17 protein-coding genes and 1 pseudogene are annotated in these 24,406 nt (G+C 73.7%); 5 read left to right on the top strand and 13 right to left on the bottom strand.

Annotated features, from left to right (window positions below; genetic code table 11):
- Window positions 1-250: 250 nt before the first annotated feature.
- From FF36_RS21830 to FF36_RS21795, 8 genes are all read right to left on the bottom strand, one after another.
- Window positions 251-1,477, bottom strand: a complete 1,227-nt coding sequence (locus FF36_RS21830; protein ID WP_044886999.1) for an esterase-like activity of phytase family protein — start codon at window positions 1,475-1,477, stop codon at window positions 251-253.
- A gap of 99 nt (window positions 1,478-1,576) precedes the next feature.
- Window positions 1,577-2,011: an NUDIX hydrolase gene (locus FF36_RS21825; RefSeq protein WP_044886998.1), complete on the bottom strand. Its 435-nt coding sequence runs from the start codon at window positions 2,009-2,011 to the stop codon at window positions 1,577-1,579.
- Between the two features lie 22 nt (window positions 2,012-2,033).
- Window positions 2,034-3,371, bottom strand: coding sequence for a PIN-like domain-containing protein (locus FF36_RS21820; protein ID WP_044886997.1), 1,338 nt, complete (start codon window positions 3,369-3,371; stop codon window positions 2,034-2,036).
- A gap of 20 nt (window positions 3,372-3,391) precedes the next feature.
- The gene (locus tag FF36_RS21815; RefSeq protein WP_044886996.1) at window positions 3,392-3,922 is read right to left on the bottom strand and encodes a hypothetical protein; all 531 of its coding nucleotides are present in this window, start codon (window positions 3,920-3,922) and stop codon (window positions 3,392-3,394) included.
- A complete protein-coding gene (locus tag FF36_RS21810) occupies window positions 3,915-4,844 on the bottom strand; it encodes a ParA family protein (protein ID WP_044886995.1) in 930 nt (309 codons plus the stop codon). Before FF36_RS21810 ends, FF36_RS21815 begins: the two co-directional genes overlap by 8 nt.
- Window positions 4,845-5,043: 199 nt before the next feature.
- Window positions 5,044-8,382: a helicase HerA domain-containing protein gene (locus tag FF36_RS21805; protein WP_044886994.1), complete on the bottom strand. Its 3,339-nt coding sequence runs from the start codon at window positions 8,380-8,382 to the stop codon at window positions 5,044-5,046.
- Window positions 8,379-9,347, bottom strand: coding sequence for a hypothetical protein (locus FF36_RS21800; RefSeq protein WP_044886993.1), 969 nt, complete (start codon window positions 9,345-9,347; stop codon window positions 8,379-8,381). Before FF36_RS21800 ends, FF36_RS21805 begins: the two co-directional genes overlap by 4 nt.
- 4 nt (window positions 9,348-9,351) lie before the next feature.
- Window positions 9,352-11,388, bottom strand: a complete 2,037-nt coding sequence (locus FF36_RS21795; protein ID WP_044886992.1) for a TIR domain-containing protein — start codon at window positions 11,386-11,388, stop codon at window positions 9,352-9,354.
- Window positions 11,389-12,102: 714 nt separating this feature from the next.
- Here FF36_RS21795 and FF36_RS21790 point away from each other — a divergent pair.
- From FF36_RS21790 to FF36_RS31670, 5 genes are all read left to right on the top strand, one after another.
- The gene (locus FF36_RS21790; protein WP_044886991.1) at window positions 12,103-14,463 is read left to right on the top strand and encodes a serine/threonine-protein kinase; all 2,361 of its coding nucleotides are present in this window, start codon (window positions 12,103-12,105) and stop codon (window positions 14,461-14,463) included.
- A gap of 16 nt (window positions 14,464-14,479) precedes the next feature.
- Entirely contained in the window at window positions 14,480-15,043 is a 564-nt protein-coding gene (locus FF36_RS21785; RefSeq protein WP_044887009.1) for a flavoprotein, read from the top strand.
- Window positions 15,044-15,491: 448 nt separating this feature from the next.
- Window positions 15,492-15,734 carry a hypothetical protein gene (locus FF36_RS21780; protein WP_044886990.1) on the top strand — a complete coding sequence of 81 codons (243 nt, stop codon included), beginning with the start codon at window positions 15,492-15,494 and terminating at the stop codon, window positions 15,732-15,734.
- Window positions 15,735-15,965: 231 nt separating this feature from the next.
- The gene (locus tag FF36_RS21775; RefSeq protein WP_242422718.1) at window positions 15,966-17,468 is read left to right on the top strand and encodes a N,N-dimethylformamidase beta subunit family domain-containing protein; all 1,503 of its coding nucleotides are present in this window, start codon (window positions 15,966-15,968) and stop codon (window positions 17,466-17,468) included.
- Window positions 17,469-17,503: 35 nt separating this feature from the next.
- Window positions 17,504-20,149 (top strand): MFS transporter, encoded by a 2,646-nt coding sequence (locus FF36_RS31670; RefSeq protein ID WP_052681291.1) that lies wholly within the window; start codon window positions 17,504-17,506, stop codon window positions 20,147-20,149.
- 39 nt (window positions 20,150-20,188) lie between these two features.
- Here FF36_RS31670 and FF36_RS21765 read toward each other — a convergent pair whose 3' ends face one another.
- The 5 genes and pseudogenes from FF36_RS21765 to FF36_RS21750 form a co-directional block, all read right to left on the bottom strand.
- The gene (locus FF36_RS21765) at window positions 20,189-21,328 is read right to left on the bottom strand and encodes a ResA-like WAxxUGC motif-containing protein (protein ID WP_044886988.1); all 1,140 of its coding nucleotides are present in this window, start codon (window positions 21,326-21,328) and stop codon (window positions 20,189-20,191) included.
- 99 nt (window positions 21,329-21,427) lie between these two features.
- Window positions 21,428-22,080: pseudogene (locus tag FF36_RS40085) on the bottom strand (phosphotransferase family protein); the annotation flags it as partial.
- A 1-nt stretch (window position 22,081) separates the two neighbouring features.
- A partial coding sequence (locus tag FF36_RS38675; protein ID WP_242422716.1) for a phosphotransferase family protein occupies window positions 22,082-22,771 on the bottom strand: 690 nt, incomplete at its 3' end.
- Window positions 22,768-23,841, bottom strand: a complete 1,074-nt coding sequence (locus tag FF36_RS21755) for a ResA-like WAxxUGC motif-containing protein (RefSeq protein WP_044886987.1) — start codon at window positions 23,839-23,841, stop codon at window positions 22,768-22,770. The genes FF36_RS38675 and FF36_RS21755, both read right to left, overlap by 4 nt.
- Window positions 23,838-24,281 (bottom strand): nuclear transport factor 2 family protein, encoded by a 444-nt coding sequence (locus FF36_RS21750; RefSeq protein ID WP_044887006.1) that lies wholly within the window; start codon window positions 24,279-24,281, stop codon window positions 23,838-23,840. Before FF36_RS21750 ends, FF36_RS21755 begins: the two co-directional genes overlap by 4 nt.
- Window positions 24,282-24,406 lie beyond the last annotated feature (125 nt).

Here is a 24,406-nt window from a genome sequence, read left to right as displayed (position 1 = left end):
TGGTGACGCTGCTCGCCAGGCACCTTCGACGGGCGGCCCGGCGACGCTCCTTCGGGCGCCCACATCGTGGACCCCGCCACGCCCGTCCGGGGGAGACCGGTCCTTCCCGGGCCCCCCGAACGGGTGAATCGGCCGGTGCTGTGTATGGGAGCGGCGCAACCTGTCTCCTCCACAGGGACACAACGGATGCCGAACCCTGTGGAAGAGACATGGAGGCGCTGTCCCACGCATCCCGCGGGAGCGGTCGGTGTCAGGGCAGGGGCGCGGCGAGGGTGAGCACGCGGGTGATCTGGGCGGCGGCGAGGTTGTCGTCACTGATCAGCGTGAGCGTCGCCGGGCCGCGGCCGGCCGGCGGCGCCGCGGCGACGGCGAGGCCCTCGTAGTTGTCGAGCAGCGGGTTGAGCTGCGGTTCCCGGCTGGGCGCGCCGAGAGTCGGGCAGCGGACGAGGTCCGCGACCGGCCGTTTGGCCACGATGTCGGCGGCCGGCGCGGTGGCGAGATCGGCGATGCCGCCGACATCCGGTGCCCGGTCGGCGCCGGTGACGGCGTAAAGGGTCGCCGTGTTGCCGACGTTCGCCGTGAACGATGCCTCCAGCACGACCAGCCGCCCGTCGCCGTACGCCGTCGCCTCGGCGATCCGGTTGCCCGGGTCGACCTGATAGCCGATCTGGCGGGTCAGCCGGAACCCGCCGGGCGTGCCGGCGTCGGCGGCGTAGACGAGGATCCGGCGGAATCGGGCCTGGCCGCTCCCGGGTTGTCCGGCCCCGGGTTGTCCGGCCCCGGCCGGGGCGTCCCCGGCGAGCGTGCCCTCCATCGCGGCGTAGACGAACCGCCCCGACGGCGAGATCGACAGGCCCTCCAGGGTGGCGTTCGCCGTCGCCTCGCCGGCGGGTGCGACCGCGAACCGGGCCGGCACCGTGAGCTCCCCGGCCTGCCGGCCGTCCCGCCCGAACACCCGCACCGACGGCTCCGTCTCCGAGCTGACCAGGAACCGCCCGTCCGGCAGGACGGCGACGCCCTCCCCGTCGAAGCTCGCCGCGTCGTACGGGGTGCCGTCCGGGCGGCGCAGGGTCAGCGTGCCCGTCAGCCCGGGGTGGCGCGGGTCGCGGAAGAAGAACAGCCGAGCCGGCTCCGTCCCGCTGTGGTCCTGGACCGCCACGTACCCGCCGCTGCGCCGATCCGCGGCGAGCCCCGACAGCCCCCCGACCGTCACGCCGTCGATCGACGCCTTGTCCAGCGCGTCGCTGAACCCGACCGCGACCGCGGTGGGCGGGCAGGCCCTCTCCCACGGCACGCTCGGCGCTGTGGCGGCACCGGCCGCCGCGGGATTGCCGGTGGCCGTCGGTGCGGTGGCCGTCGGTGCGGCTGCCGTCGTCGGTGAGGCTGTCGTCGTCGCCGCGGCTGCGGCCGTGGCGGCGGAACACGCGAGTGCCGCTGCCGCGGCGGCCGCCAGGACGGTGCGACGGATCGGTGTCATACCGTCACACTTTCCGGGTGGGGGTGACCGGCGGAAGACCTGTGAGGTGAACGGCGTCCGAACAGACGCCGTCTGTCCTTGTCGGCCAGGCGGGGGTACTCACGACCAGCCTTCGGCGGCGAAGTTCTCGCCGCGTCGGAACAGCTCGATGCCGGTACGGGACGTTCCATAGGTCCGCGCGGGGATCGCGTCGAGGGGGAACCAGGCGATTCCGGCGCACCTGTCCGGCTCGGCGTTGACCGGCTCACCCGTCCAGCTCGCGGGCCGGAAGACCAGGCCGACGCGCGCGATGCCGCGGTCATTGCGGGAGTGGATCGTGGCGGTGAGGGAGAGCCTGGACCGGTCGAGGACGAGGCCGGTCTCCTCGTGGGCCTCGCGCACGAGGGCGCTGGCGGCGTCCTCGTTCTGTTCGAGTTTTCCGCTGGGCAAATTCCACCAGCCGTCGGCGAACCCTGTTCCCGCGCGCAGGGCCAGCAGCACCTGGTCGTCACGAACCAGGAGCAGTAACACGTCCACGGGACTCGTGTAGGTCATCGGATGTCCGGGGCCGGCGGATTCAGGTCTCGTCGACCGCGGGGTCGGCGGGGGAGCCGAGCAGGGCGGTGACGGAGGCGGGGATCTGGAAGCCGATGGCCTGGCCGGACTGGTCGTCGTAGACGGCATCCAGGAGCGGCTCGGCGTCGAGCGGGATGCGCCCGCGGCCCTGGAAATAGGCGACGATGCGGCGCACGGGACGGGTGAAACCGCGCAGGCTGCGGTCCGCCTCGTAGCCGGCGATCCGGTACACCTCGTCCCGACTGATGAAACCGTCGGACGCGGCGGCCCGTTCGATCGCCCGTGCCTGCACCGCCGCCTCCTGGCGCAGCCGGCCGAGGACCGCGTCGACCGCCACCGCGGTCCAGCCGGGCTCCTGGTCCTCGGGCTCGTCGTCCCGATCGTCGCGCTCCTGCTGGAGTTGTTGGACGCGCCCGACGTCGGCCAGGGCGGCGGCGGGAACCTCGACGCTGAGCACCTCCCCGGCCAACCTGAGCAGCTCGTCCGGCCGGACCATGAACAGCGCGCACTCGGCGGTGTCGAGCAGCTCCCGGACGAGCTCGGGCCGCGGGCCGATGGGGAGTCCCTGGTCGAGGCGCCACCAGTCCTCCTTGACGTCCCCGGTGACGAAGAGGACGGGGCGGCGTCGCGTCGCGGCTTCCACCTGGATCTGCTTCCACAGCACGTAGTCGCCGGCCGGAGCGGTGCCCTTCTTCGCGCCGTCCTTGTAACCAGGCGGGATCTGCTGCTCGACCCGGCGCAGTCCCTCCTCGAGCGCCGCCTGATGCTCGGGGGGCGCCAGCGCGGGGCCGACCCGCCCCTCAAGGATGGTCGCCAGTCGCTTCACGACCGGGTCGAGATTGGAATCGGTGGAATACCGGGCCATTTCGCGGTCGTGGGCGGCGGCGATCTGCTCTGACACGTGATCGAATCCGGCGGTGAGCGCCTTGCGCAGGTCGGCTGCCTCCGCGGGATCGAGGGACAGCCGCTTGGCCCAGGTGCGGATCACCTGCTCGGCCTGGCCGCGCAGCTTGTCCAGGTCGTTTCGGGTCGCCGTCGTGCCCCGCGGATCGCGCAGCACATTGTTGCGCTGGGTCCAGAACTCCGCGATGACCTGATGCGGTGCCCAGACCCGCTCCCCGAGCCCGGTGAGCACGTCCAACAGGTTGTCGCGCGCATCCGGGTGATAGCGGTACAGGTTGAGCAGGACATTGGTGTCCGGCACGACCATCCCGGTGGTCAGGACTCGCCGGTAGTCCTCGACCGACGGCGTGCGGTACGCCTCGAACCCGTCGAACAGTCCGCCCTTTGACGGTGCACCGGGCGCCGAACCTCTCGAAGCCGTGATCGATTCCCCCATGTTGAAAGTCTAGAATATTGCTAGGAAGACAACGGCGGGGAGTCTCCCTGCATGGCCCGGTCGCTCAGCCTGGCGCCCAGGGTCGCGTCGATTATCTTGCGAATGAGTCGCTCCCGGTTCTCCTTGGCCAGATGCGGGATCCGCAGGGCGTCGGCCAGGGACGTCAGGCGGGCCACCGTGCCGAACCGATCCAGATGATCATGCGCCTCGGCGCGGCTCGCCATCGTCAGCAGCGTGCCTCGGACCGCGGCCGCCTCCTCCGCCAGGACGGGAGCGGCGGACCGACGCCCGGTGGTCAGGCGGTTGGGGCGCCCCGGTCGGCTCTCCTGACGCGGCGAGGCGGCCGGGGCGGTGCGGCCGGAGTGGGCCAGGTCCGCGGGCCCGGCGCTCGCCTCATCCGTCCGGGCTTCCACCGGTGTCGTCGGCGCGCCGAGGATCAGCTCGCGTCGGCCGGAGATGAGGTCCTGCAGCCCGTCGTCATCGAGACTCCCCACGAGGACGGCCAGCCGGTGCAGGAACGCCGCGAACGCCGCTGACCGATCGTCAGGCATGGCCCAGGGCCTCCAGTCGTTTGGTGAATTCCGTGGCCAGCCCCTGCCACTGCTCAAGCAGGTCGCCGGCCGGCGGCGGATCGGTGAGGACCAGCGGCACATTCTCTGCTGCCGCCCTTGCGTACGGGACCGGATTGTCGAAGATGACGGACTCGAAAGTCGGGTACTCCTCTCGCACCATGTGAATGAAGGTGCGCAGCGATGCGGACACCTCGTTGCCCCGTTGGCGGCGGGCCATCGTGAAGACCACGCCGAGGATTCGCGGCAGCAGCCGGGTGGGCATGCCGCGGCGGGCGGCCGCGCTGCCGCCCATGGCGTTGTACCGGGCCTGGAAATAGCCGAGACGCTCCCGGAGATGGCCGATTGCGAGCCTGGACAGCTCGTCCGGGCGGGCCGGCACCACGAGACCGTCGCTGGCGACGACCGCGGCGCGCGTCAGAACGCCGAAGTTCGGCGCACAGTCGAGCAGCACGAGGTCGTAGCCTGCGGCCCGCACGGATGCCACGGCGGCGACGAGCCGTCCGTAGACCCGTAGGAAAGGCGTGCGCGGGGGCGTCGGGCTGCCCAGTTCGTAGAGGAGCCGCTCCTCGGCGTCGCTGAGCTGGAGATCGGCGGCGACGAGATCGAGCCGTCCGCCGTCGAGGTAGAAGTTTGCCTGCTCCGGGGTCACCACGACGTCGGTCAGGCCGGGTGGATCCCCGCGGGATCGCCACGAGTTCAGCCAGTGCGCGATCGTCCGGTTCGGTCGCAGGCGATCGCCCCAGTGCTCGGGCGGATAGAAGGACAACGTGAGGCTGGACTGCGGGTCCAGGTCGATGAGGAGGACCTTGCGGCCCTCGCGGGCGAGCTGGGCGCCGAGATTGGCGGTGACGGTGGTCTTGCCGACGCCGCCCTTGTAGTTGACGACGGTGACCACCCGCATGTCCGCCTCCGACCGTGCCGCCCCCGCAGCGGGCCACGGGCCGAACGCTAATCGGCGGAGCCGGCGGCGTTCGGGCGTTCGGATCAGCCCGGACGTCAGTGTCATCGGGTGCCCGTTTGGCGCCCTATGCGCCTGTTTCAGGCTTGCGGATGCGTGAGATCTGTCGCTGCGGAACCGTCGACGGCGCGTGCCCTGCCGGTCAGTCGCCTTTGGCGCGGGCGATGACCTCCTCGTCGGTCAGGGGGGAGGCGGGGTGGTGGGTCAGACACAGCGGGGTGCGGATCTTCTCGAAGGTCAGTGCCTCGCTGGTGGCGTAGAACTCGCCGACGCCGAGCCGGCCGATGTCCGCCGCGTCACCGCCACTGGCGCGCGCCATCAGCCGGGCCGCGTCGATCTGGGTCGGGCTGTTCAGCCGGCCGAACAACTGCGTGGTCGCGTTCCCGGGGATGCCGTTGTGCAGGTTCTTCGGCGCCTGGGTCGCGAACACCAGCCCGAGGCCGTACTTGCGGGCCTGGGCGGCGAGCGCCAGCGTGCTGGCGGTGCAGGCGGTGGTCGGCCCGGACGGGGCGAACGTCTGCGCCTCGTCCATGACGAACAGGCCGCCGAGGGGACGCGCGCCCGCGGGGTTGCGCTTCACCCAGGCGAACAGGGCGAGCTGGAGCTGGTTGACGAAGCTCTGCCGCTGCTCGTCCCGGGGCAGCCCGATCAGGCTGATCACGGAGACGCGGGCGCGACGTCCCGGGGCCGGGCGAAGCAGCGCCCCTGGATCGACCGGTGCGCCCTGCCCGCCGAACAGCGGGTCGTTCACCATCGCCGCGCGCAGCGTCTGGGCCAGGCCCTTCGCGAGCTTGTCGGCCGGGTCGAGGTCGGTTACTCCGTCGGGCAGGTCCGCGAGCAGCTCGACGAACGCGGAGAGACCCGATCGGTTCCCCCCGGCGAAGTGCCGCACTGCGGCGGTGAGGATCGCCCGGCCGATGCTGGCCCGGGACGTTGTACCGGTCACTCCCGCGCGCGCCGCCAGGGTGGCCACGGCCGCGTCGACCGCCGTCTGGAACTCGTCCGGATCGTCGCGCAGGCCGGCGAAGTCGGGCAGCGGCTGGAAGCTCACCGGTCGGCCGCCGTCGCGCCGCGGTGTCCAGATGACCACGTCGGTGCCGGTGAGGTACTCGTCGGCGAGGCTCTTGTCCTCGTCCCGCCAGCCGGCCGGCGGACTCGGCCACGCCTCGCCCAGCCGGGCCAGGTCGTTGTTCGGGTCAAGCACGATCGAGGACACGCCCCGCAGCGCCGCCTCCTCGACCAACCGCCGGATCAGGACGGTCTTGCCCGACCCGGACCCGGCGAAGATCGCCACGTGCCGGCGCAGGACGGCGAGGTCGAGCCGGGCCGGCTCCGCCGAGACCAGCGAGGTGCCGAGGACGAAGGCGGACGGCGCGCTCGTCCGCCCGGCGGGGGCGGGGATGTCGGCGACCCGATCGGGGGAGCCGTCCGTCGATGCCGACCGGCCGGCCGCCGCACCTGTCCTGCCGTCCGTCCGACTCGCGGCGCCGACCCCGGGGTCCGCGGCGCCACCGCCGGGCAGGTCGGCGCCGCCGCCGGGCAGGTCGGCGGCGGCGTCCTCAAGGGCCGTGCGCAGCAGGGACGTTCCGCTGGCGGGGCGGCGCGCGGTCAGCCATTCGCGCAGGTGGGGATGCTGGCGGTCGAACATGGTCCGCAGCGCCGCGAAGGTGGCCAGATCGTCGCGGTCGAGGCGGTGCACGATGCCGCCCGCGGCGGTGAAGGCGGCGAGCGCCTCGTGCGTCTTCGCCCCGTGGCCCCAGGCGGTGTTGCGCAGCAGGAACAACCGTCGGCGCGGGTTGCCGGCGGCGATCCCGGACATGACGCAGGCGCTGGTGATGCGGGGCAGGATCGCCCGGCCGTGGCCGGAAGTGATCGCCCGGAACGACCACTGCGCCTGCTCGCCGGTCTCGGCGTTGAGGGTGTGGGACAGCCGGGCGTGTAGCGGCGGGCGGGCGCTCGGGCTCGGTTCGAGGCTGAAACCGCGGCGTGTCCCGCCGTTTTCGGTGATCCAGGCGGTGAGTCCCGCGTTCAGCAGCTCCGGCATGACGATGTCCTCATTGGCCGGCGTCACGCTCGGCACGGTCGCGACCAGCTCAGCGAACACCGCGTCAAGCTCCGCCAGGTACGGCCCGGCCGGCGGCGGTGTCACCGTGACAGGGACGGGTTCGGCCGAGCTCTCGTCGGGATCCTCGGCAGGGGTCGCCTGCTCCTCGCCGGGCGGCAGGCCGGCCGACTTCTCGGCGCCGGCCTTCTCGGCGCCGGCCTTCTCAGCGCCGGCCTTCTCAGCGCCGGCCTTTTCGGCGTCTGGGGCGAGCGGCGTGGCGAAGTCGTCCAGCTCGCGGACGACGCCGGCGGACAGGCAGGTCTCCAGGTGCCGGTCGATGCGTTGCAGCAGCTCGCGCGGAGTGTAGTGGGGGGCTCGGTCGAATGCCGCGCGCTTCACCGGCCAGGTCGGGTAGGGCGGGGTGAAGCCGATCCGGTCGAAGTCCTCCCGGAACCGCCGCTCGATGATCCGGACGGTGATCGCGGGATCCTCCAGCCGGTTCAGCGGCATGATCTCGTGGAAGCGGTCGCGCACGGACGTCACCGCGTTCTCCCGGAACAGGATCCAGCTCGCCGGCAGGCAGGCCAGCAGGCATAGCGTCCGCTCGGTTCGCTCGTGCAGCATGAGCAGCCCGTCGGCGAGCACGTTGAACGCCACCGACCCGCCGCGCCGCCCATCCGGATCGTCGTCACGGACCGCTGCCTCGGCCACGACCGTGTCGACCTGGTCCACCGCGATCACGCTCGGCCCGGTCAGGGCCAGCAGCCGGGACAGCTCGTGCACGATGTCGGCCGGGCGGCGGGTGGCGGGCCGGATGCCGCGGCGGGCCCGCTCGCCGGGCTCCTGTTCGTCCATCGATCGCAGGTAGGTCTCGCCAACGGTCAGTTCGTCGTAGTCGTCGGAGTTGTACAGCGTCAGGGCCCGCAGGGTGTGCTGGCACTCCCGGGCCAGCGCGCGGTCGTGGTCGCCCAGCGCGACGATGAGGTCCTTCAGGTATCCCGGCTCCAACGCCGTCTCGCCCACGACGGAGGCGGTCAGCTCCGCGGGCACGCGCAGTAGCTCGCACAGCGACCGCAGGAACCGTCGAAGCTGGGTCTCCCCGTCGACGGGCCGGAACAGGTCGGACAGCATCGACCCGACGACGCTGGCATGGAACGCCTCGCTGCTCGCGTGCCCGACCAGGAAGAAGTACCCGCCGAGTTCCTGGACCTGCTGACGGACCCAGCCGAGCAGGTGCGTCTTGCCCGCGCCGGCTTGGCCCTGCACGACGACGCCGAGCGGCTTGTGCGTGTCGGCCTCCATGAGGGAGGCGAGGATGCGTCGCCGCGGCTCCGTGTGCAGGCCGTCGACGTGGACCGGGGAACTACGCCAGACGTCCTCCAGTGCGTGCACCCAGTCCAGCCTGATGGCGGCCAGGGCGTCCAGTTCGGTGATCATGACGGTCCGATCAGCAGCAGGTGGTTGTCGTGCTCGCCGATGCGGACCGCCGCCGCGCGGTCCGCGGCGTTCAGCGACTTCTGGTCCTCGTCGGGCACGACCCGCACGTCCGGCTGGCGCGCCATCCGTCGCAACGCCTGATCGACCTGTGCCTTGGCCGTGCCGCCGAGAAGCGGGCGGACCTTTGCCAGCCGCACCCAGTCGTACGGCCCGGCGGCGAGACTGGCATACGCCGCCCGAATGGCCGCCTCGATGGCCACGCCGCCGTCCTCGTCGACCGCGCCCTCCGCGAGCCGGCCGCTGTCCGCAGGTCTGGCGTAGCCCGCGGGCCTGGCGTAGTCCGCGGGACCGGTCTTGTCCGCGGGCTCAGCGTCCGCGGTTGCCATCGTCGCTGTCGATGGAGCCGGCGCAGTGCCCGCGGCCGGTTCCGTGCCCGGGTCGGGCGGTGCTGGTGTCGTGGCACTCGCCGGCGGGGAATCGGCCGGCTCGGGCGGATCGGCGCGGAACAACTCCCCGATGGTGATCCGCTCCCTCCCGAGGAACCGGTGCAGGCCCTCGGCGACGGCGAAGAAGACCCCGGTGGGCAGGCTGCCCGCCTCGATCGCACGCGGCGCCAGCTCCTGCCGACCGCGCGCCCAGCCAGCGTCGGTGACCTGGTGGAACAGGAAGTTGCCGTGGCCGGGCACCTTGCCGCTCTCGACGAGGCGGAGCTCGTTGAGCCGGCGGCGCTCGGCGCCGACCAAGGTGAATCGGAACCGCTCGCGCAGTTCCTCGTTGGAGATCGGCCGGTCCTGTGCGAGCAGGGCCAGCAGGATCGCCGCCTCCCGGGCGGACAGGGCTGAGCGGTCGCGGCTGGCCGAGCCCGTGCGGCGCGCCGTGGCCGGGCGGCCCGCAGAGCTCTTGGGGGCCGCCGAGCTGGCGGGGGCTGGGGAGCTGGCGGTGGTCGGGGAGGTGGCGGGGGTCATGGTTCTATGCCTCTTTCGGAGTCTTCCGGCGTGCCTCAACGCATCGTTCGATCTGGCTCGCGACGGCGTCCACGTCGTCGAGCACCTGGTCGTTGGTGAACCGCAGGACCGCAAAGCCGTCGAGGACGAGTTCGGCGTCCCGCCGGCGGTCCGATTCGTAGTGCGCGACCCCGCGGTGTTCCGGACCGTCGACCTCGATGACCACCCGCTCGGCGGACCAGACGAGGTCGAGGTAGTGCAGCCCGGTCAGCGGGCCGGGGCGGTGGGGCTGGTTCCAGGCCCGCCCGTGCGCCCACTCCCGGGCGCGCAACGCGCCTTCGAGCCGCTTCTCCGCCCGGCTCGCCGGATGCGGCCGGCCGACGACCGCGGGCAGCACCACCCGCTCCTGTCGGCCATCACCGCCCGCTGGCGTAGCCGGCTCATCCGTCGCCGTGGCCGTCGCCGTCGCTGGCGCCGGCTCCGTCTGGTTGATCTCGGCCGGGGTCCGGGCCGCCCGGGTCGGCGCTGCGGCCTCGCCCGGCAGCGGGGACGCCGTCGTCTCGGATGCCCGGTCGGCCGGGGCCGGGCGCCCGCTTGCGGGGCAGGACACGGTCCTGGCCCGGTCGGCGTCCGGGCCGTCGGGGAGCCCGGTCAACCACACGCCGACGCGTGCCGTGTAGGCGAACCAGGCCAGTGCGTCGAGGGCGGTCCGTCGGTCGCGGGGCCGGCCCCCGGATGCCTCCGGATCGACGAGCAGTGCCAGCCGATCACGGCCGTACCCGGCGGCAATGGCCTTCGCAACGCCCGCGGCCCGCACCTCGACGGTGAACCGTGTCCCCGTCGGCACCCCGCGCAGCGACCGCTCGGCCAGATCCGCCAGGTACGGCCCGAATACATCGAGCGCGGCGGCGGCACGGCCGGCGAGGGCCCGCGCCGCGGCCACGCCGGCCCCGCCCGCCGACTCGATCACCTCGGCGCCCGGCAGCCAGCCGGGGAACAGCGCCACCGCGACCGACTCCAGATCGGCGAGTAACGCCCGTTGGCAGGCGGCGAGCGACGGCCGCGCGGCCGGACGGTAGCCGAGGACGGCGGGCGCGTCGGCGGGCAACGGGTCCAGCGCGGCGCGGACCGCCGGTTCGACCGTGTCGGCCAGCCGGATGACCCGATCCGTGGGCAGCATCGCCCAGGTTCCGCCGCGCCTGACCCGGGGCCTCGCCGCCGGCCGACCTGACTCCTGCGGCGGGTTCGCGCGTGGTGCGTCGCGGGCGGCCTGTTCTGGATTGCGGGTAACTGAGCCTGAGCCTGGGCCTCGGGCGGCAGGGCCTGGGAGCGGGGAGGCTGGGGCCGCGTCCGGAAGGGAAGACGCCGAGACAAAGCCGCTGCCCCCCGGCCGGATCGCCAGCATCGTCGCGGGCCGCGGCTGCGTGGTCCGGGGCGGACCGCCGGGTGCGGCGGCCGGGGGGCGAGGAGTGTCGGCAGCCTGGTTCGCCCTTCGCCGCCACGCGGACGCCGCTCTGCCGGTCGGCGGTGTGGCCGGACTCCCGGCCTGGGAGCCACCGCCAGCCGAGGCCGGCGGAAAGGCGGGTTCGGTCAGCCGGGTTTGCGCCCGGGCTGGGAAGGCCGGTTCGATGCTCGGCTTCGCGCGTCCATCGATCGCGTGCCGGACCAGGGCGATCAGCGTGTCACGAGCGGAATCGGCGGGATGGTCGAACAGGTCGATGGGGGCGAGCTGCTTCAGCAACCCGGGCAGCTCGCATTCCTCGACCCGGACGGGTAGGAGTCGCCGGCCGGCTCCGGACGGGTCGGCGGCGAACGCCGCCTGCCATTCCGGGGTGTCGTCCAGGGAGCGCAGATACGCCGGCGACAGCACGACGATGGTGCGTTCCGCGCCGACGACGCCCTGCTGGAGATGCAGGCTCCAGTTCGATCCGGGCACGAAGTCCCAGGCCCGGATGAGCACCCGGTAATGCGCGGACTCCAGCTGCCAGGCGAGCCACTCGGCCCACTGGCGATCTTCGGCCGCATACGAAAGGAAGAAGTCCCATCGTCCCGTGGCCGACACGCCGTCCTCACCCCCGTTTCGGACTCGGCGACGATTGTGCCACCGGGCCGCAAGGCCCGTGACGGCCGGTGGTTCCGGTACCCGCGGGCCCGCCTGTAGCCCGCCGGCCGCCACCCGCCGCCGGCTGTCGAACGGCCCGTGCTATCGCGGCGCCTTCTCCCGCGACCCGACCGATGCGGGGTTCCTGGAAACCGTCAAATTCCGATGTGAAAAGCTCGGGATGTTTGCTGGGAGAACAACGGCGGGGGAGTCATCCCGTACCGCGTGGATGTTCCGCCGAACGCATCCCGCCCGCTTCGGGGACCGCGGATAGGACACCGACGGTAATCCCCGGCCGGCCACGGGCGGTGGATCATGCTGACGGCCAGGTCGGTACCGGCAGGTGATGCTGAGTTTCGGGAAACGCTGGTGGCCCCAGCCTGGGAACGCGGACGCGAAACTGGTCCTCGTCGCCCACTCCATGGGCGGTCGCGGCACCCTCACCGACCTCTCGCCCGGCGCCTGAACCCTGCACGCCGGCCGGCCGTTGCCGGGTGGACGGCTCGTCGACACCCGTCACCGTCCCCGTCGTCGTCCTTGCCCCGCGACCCCGACCGCTCGGCGGCGGAGCGGCCGGAGGGGCCGGAGGGGCTCGGTTATAGTCGGCTCACGGATGATCCCGGCCTGGTGGCGGGCCGGAGGCGACGGGGGAACGCGGCGGACGCGGGGTAGCGCGTGATCGTGCAGGGGCACGTCCAGGCGGTGCTGCCGGACTACGAGATCGGGGCCGAGCTCGGCCGGGGCGGGTTCGGCCGCGTGTTCGCCGCCCGGCATCGCCGGCTCGACCGGGACGTGGCGGTCAAGGTGCTGGCGGTGCCCGCGCCCGCGCCGGAGCTGCCCGCCGACGGCGTCGACGCCGAGGCGCGGATCGTCGCGAGCCTCGACCATCCGCACATCGTCCGGGTCTTCGACTACGTGCGCGACGCGGACATGGCGCTCATCGTCATGGAGCTGCTGCCCGGCGGGACGCTGGCCCGGCGCGCCCAGGCGGGGCTCGCGCCGCCGGCCGCCTGCGCCATCGTCGCGGCGGTCGCCGTCGCCCTCGACCGGGTGCACCGCGAGGGCCTGCTGCACCGCGACATCAAGCCGTCGAACATCCTGTTCGCCGCGGACGGGGCGCCCAAGCTCACCGACTTCGGCATCGCGCGGCTACTGGAGGCGACGGGCACCGCCACGCCGACGAGCGTGGTCGGCTCGACGCCATACCTGGCGCCCGAGCAGTTCGACCTCGCCGCCGCCGGGGTGGCCGCCGACGTCTATGCCCTCGGCGCGGTGCTGTACGAGCTGCTCGCCGGCTCGCCGCCGTTCGGCGCCGACCCGCGGCCGCACGTCATGGCCGAGCGGCACCGCCACGCCGTGCCGCACCCGCTGCCGCGGATCCCCGCCGAGGTGGCGGCCGTCACCCTGCGGGCCCTCGCGAAGGATCCGGCGGACCGCCAGCCGAGCGCGCTGGCCTTCGCCGCGGACCTGATCGCCGCCACCAGGTACGCGTTCGGACCGGACTGGCTGGCGGGCACCGGGATCAGCTTCCGCGGCGACGAGGACCTGCGCCGCCGCAGCCGCGGCCCGCTCCCGCCGACGCGGCGTTACCGGCCGGCCGATGCCCGCCTCTCGGCCGATGCCCGCCTCTCGGCCGACGGTCGGCTCGCGGCTGCAGGTGGCGGCGGGTCCGGCTCGCGGTACGCCGGGGTCCTGCGGTCCTTGCGGGACCGGGTCAGGCCGGTGCGGGCGCGGGTGGGGAAGCCCGGCTGGTCCGCGTCGGCGCTGATCGCGGTCGTCCTCGCCGTCGCCGTGCTGCTCGCCACCGGCGTCCTGCGCGTCGGATCGGGCGGCGGCGGACCCGCGGCCGCGCCCGTCCGCCCGAGTGCTCCGCCGGCGTACCCGGTCAGCGCGCCGCTGCCGCTGCGTGGCCTGGTCAGCCTGGCGGCGGACGGCGGTGGCGGCATCCTGCTCGCCGACTCCAGCCAGCACGCGCTGACGCTGTTCGTCCGGGGGACGGCCGGCACCGTCATCGGGCGGGCCGCCGCCGACCGCAGCGGCCAGCCGGGACCGGCCCGGGACGAACCCGCCGCGGTCGCCGCGCTGCGCCGCCCGGCCGGCATCGCCGCCGGCGGCGGGTCCGTCTTCGTCGCCGACGAGTGGAACTGCGTCGTCCGCCGGGTCTACCGGCCGGCGGGTCAGCCGTGGCGGGTCGAGACCGTGGCGGGGCGGCCGTCGACGGAGGCGGTGGACCGGGTGCTGGCGGGGGCGGCCGACCGCGGCAAGTCGGTGGCGCCGGCGACGATCTGCCCGGCGGGTGGCGCGGACGAGCCGAAGAACGTCGGCGCGCAGATCGGCACGCCGACCAGCGTCGCGGTGAGCCCGAGCGGGATCCTGTACTTCACCACCGGCTACGCCGGCCAGGTCTGGAAGATCGATCCCGCTGCCGGGACCGGTGACTACCGCACCACCGCGGCGCGGCTCGTCGCCGGCACCGGCATCGCCACCGGCCGCGGCTACCGGGCGGCCCACGAACGCCGGTACGACGACGGCACCGACCGGGCGACCGAGGTCCCGCTGGCCAACGCCTACAGCGTCGCGGTCGACGCCGCCGGCCGGGTGTTCGTCCTGTCCTACGCTGACGGGCACGCCCGCATCCACGTTGTCGAGAACGGAACGATCAGGACCGTCGTCGACCGCGGCCTCGACGACGCCGACATCACCAGCCTCACGCCGGCCCCGGGCGGCGGGGGAGTGCTGTTCACCGACGCCCGGCACGGAACGGTGTGGCAGGTGACCGACCGACCGGGCGGCAGCGGCAGCGGCACCGCCGGCCCCGACACCGCCGCCCCCGGCTCCGACACTGCTGCCCTCGCCCGGCCCGTCCTGCGGCAGGCGTGCGTCGGCGACACCGAGCGGTTGTTCGGCGTCCTCGCCGACCCCGGCGGCGACCTGTACTACACCTGCAACGACGCCACCCAGGCGTCGCTCTACCGGGTGTCCGCGCGGGCGCTCGCCGCCGGTGGATCCGGTCCGGGCCAGCGCATCCTGTACTGATCGCGGGAGGGTGGTCATGACAGCCGACGGTCGGGTGCTCTACCTCGTCGCGTGCGGTGGGTATCCCGCGGCCGAGCTGCCGGCGTTCGTCGAGCATGCCCGGTCCGCCGGGTGGGACGTGTGCGTGATCGCCACGCCGGCCGCGATGGCGTTTCTCGACGCCGGGCGGCTGGCCGAGCTCACCGGCCATCCGGTCCGCTCCGCGTACAAGCGGCCGGGGGAGCCCGACGTGCTGCCGCCGGCCGACGCCTTCGTCGTCGCCCCGGCGACGTTCAACACCGTCAACAAGATCGTCGCGGGCATCTCGGACACCCTGGCGCTGGGCCTGCTCAACGAGGCTCTCGGCGCGGGTCTGCCGATCATCATGGCGCCGTATCCGAACAGCGCCCTGGCCGGTCACCCCGCCTACGCCGCGAGCGTCGAGGCGCTGCGGTCCTGGGGCGTGCGCCTCGTGTTCGGCCGGCCCGGCGACCCGCGCGGTGGCGCCGACCAGCCCGGCCGGGAGAACACGGCCTTTCCCTGGGACGACCTGCGCGCCGTGCTCGCCGCCCTCCCGCCGGGTCGTGCCGGGGCGGGCTAGTGGTCGTCGCCTCGGAGGTTCGTTTCCTGTCCTGCTTTCACCCGTGACGTCGCGGTGTGGCTGCGACTGGGCGCTACAGGGGCGACGGCCCGCGGTTCGGGGCGGATGCGTGGGAGAGCCGCCACCGTGGTTCTTCTGTATGGTTCGGCGTCCGATTTGTCCATGCGAAGCAACCACGTGGCTCCGCTCCCATGCACGCCTCTCGCGGAGCGGTTCCGGCGGACCGTCCGGCGGCGAGGCGAGCGCCGTCGGACATCGCAGGCCGTCACCGAGCGGAAAGGCGCATGCGAGCGGCTGCAGCAGTGCTGTGACCGGGTCGCTTCTGCGGGTGCATGAGGCGGGCTGCGGTGCGTTGCGCACGGTCCGCCAGTGTTTGGCGGCGAGCCCCCGCGGAATGCCAGGGGTATCCGTTGCGACCTCCCGGAACTGCGAGAAGGAGGCATCTCTGATGGCGACTGGTGAGACCGGGTTCAGTGACATCGTCCACGACCTGATCACGGTGCAGTACCACGCCCTGAAGGCCGGGCACGACTACGACCAGTTCATCCGCGATGCGGAGAACGCCGACGAGCGGGAGATCGCCGAGTTCTTCCGCACTGTGATGAAGGAGGACGCCGACCGCGCGAGGGCCTGCCATCGGTACCTCGCCCACCTGTCCGGCACCCCGGCCGCAGGTTCCGCCGTGACCTGACCGGTTCCGGTTCCGGTTCGTTCCGGTTCCGGTTCCGGTCCGGTCCGGTTCGGTTCGGTCCGGTTCGGTCCGGATGAGGCCAGGCTCCCGCGCCATACCCGGTCGATCCGGTCGAATTCGGCGACCCCGGGAGGCCGGGCGGGGCGGATGCTGCGACGATGAGCCGTGCGTCGGCGCCGACTCATCCGTCTTGTGGCCTATGTCTGTGTGATCGGATGCGGGTTCGTCCTCGTGGGATGCGTCGGTGGCACGCCCCCGCCGCGCCGGTCCGAGGCGGCCCGCCTCCCGACGACCGGCCCCGGCGGCGGCCCGTCCGGAGGCTTCGATGTCCGGGCCGAGAACGCCCGCCCGGGGGCCGAGTGCGGCCTGAGTCAGCTCGGCCCGCAGAACGCGGTGGAGGGCTGGCTCGACCACGCCAGCATCGCCGCGGGCACGCCGGTCCGACTGTTCGCGTCCACCACGGCCCCCTCGCTGACGATCTCGGCCTTTCGCACCGGGTGGTACGGCGGACGGACCTGCCGCCTGATGACGACGGTCGGGCCGCTTCCCGGCCGCCGCCAGGCCGGCCAGACGCACAGCCCCGCCACCAACACGATCTCCGCGGCGTCCTGGGCGCCCACCACCACCTTCGCCACCGCCTCCTGGCCGCCCGGCGACTACCTGTTCCGACTGGACGCCTCCGACGGCAACCACCGGTACGTGCCGCTGACCGTCCGGGGGCCGTCCGCCGCGGGACGGGTGGTGATCCTCAACGCGGTGACCACCTGGCAGGCCTACAACGCCTGGGGCGGTTACAGCCTGTACCACGGTCCGCGCGGTTTCGCGGACCGGGCCAGGGTCGTCTCGTTCGACCGGCCGTACGACTACGGCGACGGCGCGGCGGACTTCACCGGCAACGAGGAGCCTCTCGTCGCCCTCGCCGAGCGCCTCGGCCTGCCGGTGTCCTACGCCACCGACCTCGACCTGCACGCCGACCCGCATCTGCTCGACGGCGCCCGGGCGGTGATCTCGCTGGGCCACGACGAGTACTACTCCCCGGCGATGCGGGCCGCGCTGAGCGCCGCCCGCGACCGCGGCACGAACCTCGCCTTTCTCGGCGCGAACGCCGTGTACCGGCGGATCCGCCTCGACCCGTCGCCGCTGGGACCCGACCGGCTCGAGACGGCCTACAAGGTGGCGCAGGAGGATCCCCTCTACGGCCGCGACGACGCCCACATCACCGCCAACTGGCCCTCCCCGCCGAACGCGAGCCCGGAGAGCTCGCTGACCGGCGGGATGTACCAGTGCAACCCGGTCCACGGTGACATGATCATCGCCCGTCCGCAGTCGTGGCTGCTCGAGGGCGCCGGGCTCACCGCGGGCGCCCGCCTGCCCGGTCTGATCGGTTCCGAGTACGACCGGGTCAACCTCGCCTACCCCACCCCGCGGCCGATCGAGGTGATCGCCCACTCGCCGATCACCTGCCGCGGCGTCCACGACTTCTCCGACGTCAGCTACTACACGACGCCGTCCGGGGCGGGCGTGTTCGACAGTGGGACCAGCGCCTGGGTCTGCCCGCTGGCCGACGTCTGCGGGCCCGGCACCGGTGGCCCGGCCATCCAACGGGCGATCACCCAGATCACCACGAACCTGCTGACCGCCTTCGCCGCGGGTCCCGCCGGGCTGCGCCATCCCGCCGTCGACGCCATCCCGGCCGAGGACCACGGCGGCACCGCACCGGGAGAGAAGAACTGACCGCCCAGAGTCGGGCGCGGTAGCGGGGGCCGGCGGTGTATCTGGCGGGACGGCGCCCGCTGCCCGAGCCCGCACCCAGCCGGACGGGCCGTGCCGACGCCGGCGACGACCTGAGCGGCGAGGTCGATGCCAAGGCCGGCGCGGGCGCCGATGCCGGCGCCGGCGCTGGCGCTGATGTCGATGCCGGCGCGGGGGCCGATGCCGGCGCGGGGGCCGCGGCGTCCGCCGTGTCCGGCAACGTCCTGTTCCTCGGGCTGACGAGCCTGGTCACCGACCTGTCCGCCGAGATGGTGGCCTCGGTGCTGCCGCTGTACCTGACGGTGCGCCTGGGCTTCACCGCCCTGCAGTTCGGCGCCGCCGACGGTCTTCTCCAGGTCGTCGCCGCGGTCACCGCGCTGGCCGGGGCGCTGCTCGCCGACCGGTGGCGGCGCTACCGCGAGGCGGCCGGCGCCGGGTACGCGCTGTCGGCGGCCTCCCGGCTGGGCCTGCTCGGGGCGCACGGCTGGCTGCCCGTACTGGCCTGGCTCGGGGCCGACCGGCTCGGCAAGGGAATCCGGACCGGTCCCCGCGACGCGCTCATCTCGCTGTCCGCACCCCGCGGGCGGCTCACCGAGGCGTTCGGGCTGCACCGGGCGTTCGACACCGGCGGTGCGCTACTCGGGCCGCTGCTCGCCGTGGCCCTGCTCGGCGTCGCCCCCGGTTCCTACTCGACGGTGTTCACCGCGGCGTTCCTCATCGCCGTCGTCGGCCTCGCGGTCCTGGCCCTGTTCGTGGAGAACCGCCGACCCGCGGACGCCGCGCCGGAGCCCGCGATCGCACCGGCCGGCAGGGCGCCTGGGCGGTTGTGGACTCCTCTCGCGGAGTTGTTGGCGAACCGTGCGCTGCGCCGGCTGCTCGCGGTGGCGGCCCTGCTGAGCCTGCCCGCGGTGAGTGACTCGCTGCTGTTCCTGGCGTTGCGCCACCAGGCCGGGGTGGACAGCCGGTTCTTCCCCTCCCTGTTCGTCGCCGAGTCGCTGGTCTACCTGCTGTTCGCGGTGCCGATGGGTCGGCTGGCCGACCGCGTCGGCGCCGGGCGGGTGCTGCTTGGCGGCCAGGCGGCGCTCGGCGGCTGCTTCGCCGTCCTGCTCGCCCCGGCCCCGTCCGGGTGGAGCGTGCTGGCCCTGCCCCTGCTGCTCGGGATCTACTTCGCCGCCTCGGACGGCGTGATCGCCGCCCTGACCAGTCAGACCGTGCCCGCGTCGGCGCGCACCACGGGGCTCGCCCTCGTCGGTGTCGTGCTGGCCGCCGGGCGGGGGACGGCGACGTTCGGCTTCGGCGCGGTCTGGACCCGGTCCGGGCCGGGCGCCGCCCTCGCCGACGCGCTCGTGCTGACGCTGGTGAGCGGGGTGTTCGCGGCGGTGCTGCTGCATCCCTTCCGATCCGGACACCCGGCGCCCCACCCCGCCGACGCCGTTCTCGCTCCTCGGCCCCCCGCATCCGCGATCCCCGCGTCCGCGATCCCCGCATCCGCCGTTGTCGCGTCTGAGTTCTCCGCGTCAGAGTTCTCCGCAGCCTCCCCGGGAGCGCCAGTCCGCGGCCAGGGCCTGGTGCGGGGACTGCGCTGGCCGTCGGGCCCGCGGGTGGGGGCTTTTGCCCTGGTCGTCGCGGTGTGCCTGACCGGTGTGGTGGCGGTGAGCGCCCGGGACAGGCAGCGAGAGGCGGCCGCCACACAGGCGTCGGCCACGCCCCGGGCCGCAGGCTCGGCGTCGCCCGGCGCCGCCCGCCCGGTGCCGATGACCGCGTCGCTGCCGGCGTTGCTGGCCCGCCCGCACCTGCTGGTGCTCGACGCCGCCGAAGGTGCGGGCTTCGGCCGGGTCGAGGCCGCCGACGTGCGTGATCCGGCCGGGCCGCGCGCGTCGACGGCCCTGACCTGCGACCGGGTGGACGAGCGGGCCGGGCGCGGCCTCTGCCTGCGCGACGACCGGGCGTCCGCCCGCGCCGGGATCGCCGTGTTCGACGACCGGCTGCACGTGCTGTTCCGGCTGCCGATCGCGGGGCTGGCCAGCCGGACGCGGGTGGCGCCGGACGGGCGGATCGGCGCGGTGACCACCTTCGTCGTCGGCGACGCCTACAACACCGACTCGTTCTCGACCCGGACGCTGCTCGTCGACCTCACCGCCGGCCGGATCGTCGCCGACCTGGAGGACTTCGCCGTGACCCGGGCCGGGCGCCGGCTGTACGCCATCGACGAGAACCTCTGGGGGGTCACGTTCGCGGCGGATTCCGACACCTTCTACGCCACCCTGCACACCGGCGATCACTACTACCTGATCCGCGGGCACGTGCACGACCGGCGGGCGGAGATTCTCCGCGACGGCGTGGAGTGCCCGTCGCTGTCCCCGGACGAGCACCGCATCGCCTACAAGTCCCGGTTGAGCCACGGCTTCGCCCCCGCCACCTGGCGCCTGCACGTCCTCGACCTCGTGACCGGCGCGGACCATCCGCTCGCCGAGACCCGCAACGTGGACGACCAGGCCGCCTGGATCGACGACGACCACGTCAGCTACGCCGTGGCGAACCTCGGCTCCGGCGTGCCCCTCGCCGACACCTGGACGGTCCCGGCCGACGGCACCGGGCGCCCGCGGCTGCTCGTCCCCGCCGCCCAGTCCGTGGTCCCGGTCGCCCCGCCCGCGCCGGGCTGATGCCTGCCACCTACCGGCGGGCAGCCCTGCCGGCGTCGGTCAGGGCCGCAGCCTGGGGTAGTAGTTCTCCGGGCCGACGGCGCGCAGGTCGTGTTCCATCGAGCTGGTGTAGCGGTCCGGCTGGCCGTCGGGGCCGTATTCGAAGCGCCAGGCCTGGCGCTTGTAGGTCCAGTTCAGCGGCTGCAGCTCGTGCGCCCGCCGCCAGTGCGCCACCGCGGCGAGGTGGTCGCCGTGGCGTTCGAGATGCTGGCCGAGTTCGAAGTGGGCCGCGGCCGTCGCGACGTCGGGCGGGCGGGGCGCGGAGCGTTCGACGACCTCGTGCGGCGCCAGGACGTACTCGCTGCCCGCGCCCTTGTCCGCCCAGTCGAGCAGCATCCGCAGGTACAGCTCCGGTTCGGCGTGGTCGGCGATGATCCGGGTCATCTCGACCAGCGAGACGGTCGAGTCGGACAACCCGTCGTCGCTGCGCAGGACCTCGCGCATCCGGTCGAGGGTGCCGGCGCTCGCGGCGGCCTCGCGTTCCAGATCGGCCTTGCGTAACTCGTCGAAGATGACGACCCGGCCGGGGAACGCCGGCTCGGCCGGGCGCACGATCATTCCCGTCTCGTCGATCCACACCCCGCTCGGCACGTTGACGACGCCGAACAGCCGGCCGAGGCTGTGCTCGGCGTCGATCGCCGCCGGGTGCCGCGGCGCGGCCCGCTCCACGAACTGCCGCCCGGCGTCGGGACCGGCGACGTCCATCGCCACCGTGACGATCTCCAGGTTGTTCCCGCGCAGCCGCTCCCGCAGCGCGGCCCACAGCGGCAGGTCGTGGGCGCAGCCACACCAGGACGCCCAGGCGACGAGCAGCACCTTCGTTCCGCGCAGCCGCGAGAGCTGGAACGTCGCGCCGTCGAACGTCGGCAGCGTCAGCTCCGGCGCCTCGGCGGTGGACAGCATCCGGCCGGTGACGGCGGCCTCGGGGCCGACCGCCGTCAGCCCGTGCTCCGCGTCGACGACGAGCGGCATCCCGAGCCGGCGGGCGACCACCTCGACGACGACGTCACCGGCCGCGTCCCGGGCCTCGGCCGGCAGGGGCACGCAGTGCTCGCCCTTGCAGGCGCCCTGCGGTTTGATCGACCATCCGGTGCCCGCGGTGAAGACCGCCGGGTCCATGGTGTCCGTGCTCACCAGCATGCGTTGCTCCCTCGGATCAGGGCTGGCGTGGGGTCGCATCCAGGCTCGGGCTCGCGTCCAGGCTTGGGGACGCGCTCGGGCTCGGGGTCGCGTTCAGGTTCAGAGGACGACCTTCGCGAGCGCGTACTGCTCGAGCCGCTGCCGCATCGGGACGGCCTCGGCGACCCGCGCCTCGGTCTGGGCGGCGAAGTACTCCAGCAGGGCGAGGTCGTGCTCGGGCCCGGCGGCCAGCACGAACCGCTCCAGCTCGGCGTCGGCCGCGGCCTGGTCGGCGGGGCGGTGGCCGAGCAGGACGGCGGCCTGGTCGAGGTCGCGCTCGACGTTCGCCGCCCCCACGGCGACCATCGCGGCCGCCCACCGGGCCAGGGCGAGCGCCGCGCTCTGGTTGGCCTCGTCGACCGGCGTCGCCGGCACCATCCGCCGCACGGTGCCCTCGAGCACCGTGGTGATCCGGGCGGGATAGCCCGTCGGGAGGGTCACCGGCGGCGCGGGCTCGATCTTGACGCCCTCGACCTCGGCGATCGCCCACAGCATCGCCCGGCGCACCATCAGATCCCAGGTCAGGTACTCGGCCTGCTGATCGGCGGGGCGCAGCTCGGTCAGCGGCCCGCTGAGCGCCATCACCGCGGTGAGCATGTACGTGGCCGTGTAGAACGACAACGCCGAGGGGTCGACGGTCGTGCCGGCCACCCGCTGGTAGTGGCGGATCATGTGCTCGATGTCCGCGCCGAGCGGCTCGGTGCCGGCCCGGGNGCGCAGCCCGGCCAGGTCGGACAGCGGGTCGCCGATGTGCGCCGCCTCGAAGTCGTAGACGCAGGTGATCCGGCCGTCGACGAACAGGAACTGGCCGGTGTCGCCGTGGATGAACCGGGCCCGGTTGCCGGCGGTGGGCAGCCGGCGTCGCGCCCAGCGCAGCGCCCACTCGACGAGCGGTTCGGGAGCCTTCTTCGTCCGCCGGTACAGCCGCTCGTTGGCGTCGACGAAGGCGAGCTGCGCGCCCTCGGGCGTGGTCGGCACCTCGATGCCGGCGGCGGCGAACTCGGCCACGTCGATGCTGTGCATCCGGGCGAGGATCTCCATGTACTGCTCGGCGATGCCCCGGCGCTGGGCGTCGTCCGCCGCCTCGGCGACGTCGCGGGTCCCGGGCACCCGGTCCATGATGATGCCGATCGGATCGCTGCTCATGCCGTGGACGTGGGGGACCGGGACGCCGTTGCGCTCCAGGATCCGCAGGATCGCGGCCTCGCGGTCCAGCCCCGGGTAGGGCTCGGCGTCGATCTGCTTGTCCCCGCGGACGTACAGCGCCAGCTCGATGCCGTCCCGGTCGACGGTGAGGTACCAGGCCTTGCGCCAGCGGGGCTGGCGCTCGATCGCGGTGACCGTGCCCCCGATCAGCTCCTCGACCCGGGCGACGAGGCGGTCTTCCTCCGCCGTCCTGGTCACGGCTGGATCTCGGGGTAGTAGTTCTCGGCGCCGAGGGCGCGGACGTCGTCGAGCCAGCCGGTGCCGTAGGCGTCGATCGTCCGCACGGACTCCGGTTCTTCGAGATTCCAGGCCTGGCGCTTGTACGTCCAGTTGTCGGGCTGCAGGCGGTGCGCCTCGCGCCAGTGGGCGACGGCGGCGGGGTGGTCGCCGGCGCGGTGGACGTACTCGCCGAGTTCGAAGCGGGCGGCCGCCCGGCTGACGGCGCCGTCGCGCGGGCGGGCGCGGTCGAGCACCTCGTGCGGTTCGAGGGCGTACCGGCTGGCCCGGCCGTTCGCCACCCAGTCCCGGATCATCGCCGGGTACACCGCCGGGTCGATGGCCATCTTCCCGATCTCGGCGCGGACGTCACGGTGGTCGGCGGGCAGCTCGTCGAGCGACCGCGCGGCAGTCTCGGAGCTGGCGTGCGGATCCTCGATCCACGCCGGCTCCGCCGGCCGGACGATGACGCCGTCCTCGTCGATCCACAGCCCGTTGGGCACGTTGACGACGCCGAACTTCGCGCCCAGCTCGTGGCGGGCGTCGATGAGTGCGGGATGGCTGCCGCCGGCCTTCTCGATCCAGGGCCGGGCGGCGTCCGGACCGCCGGTGTCCAGCGCGACCGTGACGACCTCGAGGCCCCGCGGGTGCAGCTGTTCGCGCAGCGCGGTCCACAGGCGCAGGTCCTCCCGGCAGCCACACCAGGAGGCCCACGCGACGAGCACGACCTTCTGCCCGCGCAGGCTGTCCAGCCGAAACGGCGTCCCGTCCAGCCGGGGCAGTTCGAGCGGCGGCGCCTCGGCGGTGGTGAGCGCCCGGCCGGTGACCGCGGACTCCGGGCCCAGCGCCCACACGCCGTGCGCCTCGTCCGCGACCAGGCCCATGCCGAGGCGTTCGGCGAGCCCGGTCACGTCGAGCCGGCCGTCGGGACGGCGCACCGAGCTCGGTAACGGCACGCACACGTCGCCCTTACAGGCACCCTGCGGCTTGATGGCCCAGCCGGTGCCGGCCTGGAAGCCGGCGGGGTCCACGGTGAGATCGTCGAGGATCACGCCGTCTCCAGCCCCATCAGGCCCAGCATGGTCCCGGGGTCGACGCCCATCCGGTGCGACAGCGACAGGGCGTCCCAGTACTCGCGCCACGCGACGATGCGGCCGTCGTCGTTGACCTCGAAGATGGCGAGCAGGGGATTCGACACCCGCGTGCCGTCGTGCAGCATCGTCACATGGTCGATCCGTTCGGTGACGACGTGGCGGTCGTCGCTGACCACGGTGAGGATCTCGCAGACGCAGTCGGTGTAGTCGCCGGCCTGCCGGGCCAGTTCCTTGGCGATGAGCTCCCGGCCGCGCAGCGCCTCCCGGCCGGGGACGCTCATCTGGTACGTCGCGTCCTCGGCGAACTGGGCCAGCAGCCGGTCCATGTTGCCGACGAAGTCGCCCTCGTCGAACAGGCGCAACAGTTCGCGGACGGGTGCTTCCTGCCGTGTACCCATGGGCGGGGAGCCCTCCTCGGAGGTCGGGTCGGCCCGCTGGGTCGGCTCCTGCAGGGCCGCACGCCAGGTGTCCGGCGAGGTGTCCGGGGGCAGCGGGTTCCTCCGGGCAGGCCCGGAGGAACCGT

It is taken from the genome of Frankia torreyi, assembly GCF_000948395.1.
Lineage (GTDB): Bacteria > Actinomycetota > Actinomycetes > Frankiales > Frankiaceae > Frankia > Frankia torreyi.
This window is presented reverse-complemented; position numbering and strand designations above follow the sequence as displayed.